This window comes from Rhodoferax sp. (genome assembly GCF_018063565.1).
Classification (GTDB): Bacteria; Pseudomonadota; Gammaproteobacteria; order Burkholderiales; family Burkholderiaceae_C; genus Rhodoferax.
Genome location: NZ_JAGPBB010000173.1, coordinates 1 through 3,391, shown reverse-complemented (window position 1 = coordinate 3,391; position 3,391 = coordinate 1). Strand labels below are relative to the sequence as shown.

The window sequence follows — 3,391 nt, the reverse complement described above, 5'->3', positions numbered from 1 at the left end:
GTAGGTGAGCGAGGGGCCGGACGGGTGGCCGAAACATAGACCGGAAGCAGGTGTGGGGCATGGCGAAGGTCTTCAAAAAAAGTTGCCCGGCAATTGGGGCAAACCAGGGGTTGTGATTTTGCAAAAAATTATACATACAATCGCGAATGTATGTTGATTGTCCGTGACGCCGGAAATCTGTTGACCTGCACTTAACTTACCTTGACTGATCACCGCTCATGCCCCGTCGTACCAAACAGGATGCACTCGCAACCCGCCAGCAGTTGCTGGAGGCGGCGATTGCTGTGTTTGCTGAAAAAGGCGTGTCACGCACCTCGCTGCAAGACATTGCCGCCGCTGCCGGTACCACACGCGGGGCGATCTATTGGCATTTCAAGAATAAGGTCGATTTGTTCAATGCGCTGATGGAGTCGGCCATCTTGCCGATGGAGCAAGCCATGGCACAGATTGGGCACGACCCGACACAAGATCCCTTGACTGAACTGGAGCACGCTTTGCTGCAAACCATGTGCAGTGTTGCCGGTGATGCGCGCACGCGGGCGATTTTCGAGATCGCCACGTTGAAGGTGGAATATGTCGACGACACGCTGGCCATCAAGGCGCGGCATGTGCAGGCGTATGCCAATGCCATGCATGAAATGCGTCGCAGCCTGCAAGAAGCGGCGCTGCGCCGGGGCATCACCCTGTCGCTACCGGTGGATGCGGCGGCAACAGGCCTGCATGCGTTGACGGCCGGGCTGATCCACAGCTGGATGCTGGCACCTGCTGCGTTTGACCTGGTGACCGTGGCGTCAGCGGCCATTCGCAGCTTTCTGGCCGGGCTGGGGTTTGTGGCTACCGTCGAAACCAGCCGCGACAACGCCTATAGTCGGTAACCATGGTTGAAAACTCATGCGTATTGGGGATCGAGTCGTCGTGTGACGAAACTGGCGTGGCGCTGGTGGCTGTGCGCGGCGATGGCTTGCCGGTGCTGCTGGCGCATGCCTTGCACAGCCAGATCGCCATGCACCAGGCCTATGGTGGTGTGGTGCCGGAACTGGCCAGCCGTGACCACATTCGCCGTGTGTTGCCGCTGACTGAGCAGGTGCTGCAGGCGTCCGGGCGCACCCTGGCAGAAGTTGATGTAGTGGCCTTCACCCGTGGCCCGGGTCTTGCGGGTGCCCTGCTGGTAGGTGCCGGCGTGGCGTGTGGGCTGGCAGCGGCCTTGGGCAAACCCGTGCTTGGCGTGCACCATCTGGAGGGGCATTTGCTGTCGCCGTTTCTGAGTGCCGATCCACCCCAGTTTCCGTTTGTCGCGCTGCTGGTCTCTGGTGGCCACACCCAGTTGATGCGGGTCGATGGTGTGGGTGCCTACAAGCTGCTGGGCGAGACGATTGACGATGCGGCCGGTGAGGCGTTTGACAAGTCGGCCAAATTGCTCGGTCTGGCCTATCCTGGCGGGCCTGCCTTGGCCAAGCTCGCCGCGCAGGGCAATGCGCAGGCGTTCAAACTGCCGCGCCCCTTGTTGCACAGCGGCGACCTGGATTTTTCGTTCGCCGGCCTGAAGACAGCGGTGATGGTGCAGGCCAAGAAATGTGCCAGCAGCCACGCTTGTGCGATGGCTTGCCTGCCAGGGCAGGTTCTGGCTGACCTGGCAGCCTCGACGCAGGCGGCCATTGTGGAGGTATTGGTGAAAAAGTCTTTGGCCGCCCTGAAACAGACGGGCCTGCAGCGTCTGGTGGTGGCGGGTGGGGTGGGTGCCAATCACGACTTGCGCCGACAGCTCGACGCCGAATGTGTCCGTCGTGGCGTGCGGGTGCATTACCCGGAACTGGCGTTGTGCACTGACAACGGTGCCATGATCGCCATGGCCGCAGCGATGCGTTTGCAAGCCGGGCGACAACACGCCACCGAGGTTTATGCGTTTGATGTGCGGCCGCGCTGGCCACTGGATGCGATTGATGCCTAAAATGGCGTTTAGCGCTTATTACAACTATCTTTATTGCTATAAAAATGTTGAGTATCGCTGGCATTTCAGCGGCGTATTCTTGCCATCAGGGGCACCACCTGAACACTCAGCATACTGAGAAAAATCAGAACACAACCGATGATGCCAGACGGGGTCAGACGGTCGCCCATCCACATATACCCAAACAGCGCGGCAAACAGTGTTTCGCTGGAAAGCACGATGGCGGCGTCGGCGGCATGGGCATAGCGTTGCGCCACCACCTGCGCTGTAAAGGCAATGCCGACCGAGAAGACACCGGTATATAGCAGCGAGCCGGTGGCGGACTGCAGTGCTGACCAGCTGACGGGTTCCAACGCCAGCGCCCAAATCAGCGCCAACACGCCACAGACCACAAACTGCCCACCTGCCACCAGGAAAGGGGCGTCCAGCTGGTTGGCCACGCGACCGACCAATAGCACGTGAAGCGCCCAGGGCAAGCTGGAGGCAATCACCCACAGATCACCGCGCCCGATGGTCCAGCCCTGTGCGCCCGACAACAGGTAAGCACCGGCCAGGCATGCCAATGCACTGGGCCATGTAGACCAGTGGGGCCAATGGCGCCACAGCAGCCAGCCCAGCAGCGGGACCAGTGGCACATACAGCGCGGTCAGGAAAGCGGCGTTGGTGACGCTGGTGGATACGATGCCAATTTGCTGCAGGGCGGCACCGGCCAGCAACAGCACTCCCATCGACAGCACCTTGAGGCCATCGGCCGCGCGCAGTGGCTGCCCGCTGACGTTGCGGTGGTGCCACTCCCGTGGCATGAATGGCAACACCACCAGTGCGCCAATCAGGAATCGCACGCCGGTGAAGGTCATCGGTCCAAGGTGTGCCATGCCCCAGCTTTGTGCCACGAAGGCAGAGCCCCAGATCATGGCGATCAGGATCAACAACACGTTGGCTTGAATGCGGGTCATCGGCTTGCCAGTGTAGACCCGCTAAACTGCGCGCCCGTTGGGTCCTGAGTGAAAGAAGTCTCCATGCTGCTGCTTGTTCGTGTTGTCTGTGCCGGGTGTTTGCTGGCTGGCCTGTCGATGGCTGCGCTGGCACAGTCAGCCGTTGCGCCGATCCGTATTGCCCTGATTGAAGGTTTGAGCGGGCCATTTGCCAACACCGGGGAGGCGGTGATGCGCAATCTGGTGTGGGCGGTCGAACGGGTCAATGCGGCCGGTGGTGTGCCAATGTCAGCGCAGACCGGCGGCGCTCGTCCACTGCTGCTGGAGCGTTTTGACAGCAAGGGGCAGAACGAAGAGGCACTGACGGCGCTCAGGGCAGCGATCGACAGCGGTGCCCGCATCGTGATGCAGGGCAACTCGTCGGCCAACGCGCTGGCGCTGATCGATGCCATCAACAAACACAATGTGCGCGAGCCGCAAAAGCGGGTGTTGCTGCTGAATTACTCGG

4 protein-coding genes are annotated in these 3,391 nt (G+C 60.9%); 3 read left to right on the top strand and 1 reads right to left on the bottom strand.

The window, feature by feature from the left end:
• Positions 1 to 218: 218 nt before the first annotated feature.
• Entirely contained in the window at positions 219 to 875 is a 657-nt protein-coding gene (locus tag KBF66_RS19200) for a TetR family transcriptional regulator (RefSeq protein ID WP_296661318.1), read from the top strand.
• Between the two features lie 2 nt (positions 876 to 877).
• On the top strand, positions 878 to 1,948 hold the full coding sequence (gene tsaD, locus KBF66_RS19195; RefSeq protein WP_296661316.1) for a tRNA (adenosine(37)-N6)-threonylcarbamoyltransferase complex transferase subunit TsaD: 1,071 nt from the start codon (positions 878 to 880) through the stop codon (positions 1,946 to 1,948).
• A gap of 65 nt (positions 1,949 to 2,013) precedes the next feature.
• Here the strand turns inward: tsaD and KBF66_RS19190 are convergent, their stop codons facing one another.
• A complete protein-coding gene (locus KBF66_RS19190; RefSeq protein ID WP_296661314.1) occupies positions 2,014 to 2,904 on the bottom strand; it encodes a DMT family transporter in 891 nt (296 codons plus the stop codon).
• A gap of 117 nt (positions 2,905 to 3,021) precedes the next feature.
• On the opposite strand from KBF66_RS19190, the gene KBF66_RS19185 reads away from it, so the two are divergent.
• A partial coding sequence (locus KBF66_RS19185; protein ID WP_296661319.1) for an ABC transporter substrate-binding protein occupies positions 3,022 to 3,391 on the top strand: 370 nt, incomplete at its 3' end.

What these genes read in the sequence shown, in the direction of transcription:
- KBF66_RS19190 (WP_296661314.1), bottom strand. Translation starts at nt 2,904, where the DNA reads ATGACCCGCATTCAAGCCAACGTGTTGTTGATCCTGATCGCCATGATC.
- KBF66_RS19200 (WP_296661318.1), top strand. Translation starts at nt 219, where the DNA reads ATGCCCCGTCGTACCAAACAGGATGCACTCGCAACCCGCCAGCAGTTG.
- tsaD (WP_296661316.1), top strand. Translation starts at nt 878, where the DNA reads ATGGTTGAAAACTCATGCGTATTGGGGATCGAGTCGTCGTGTGACGAA.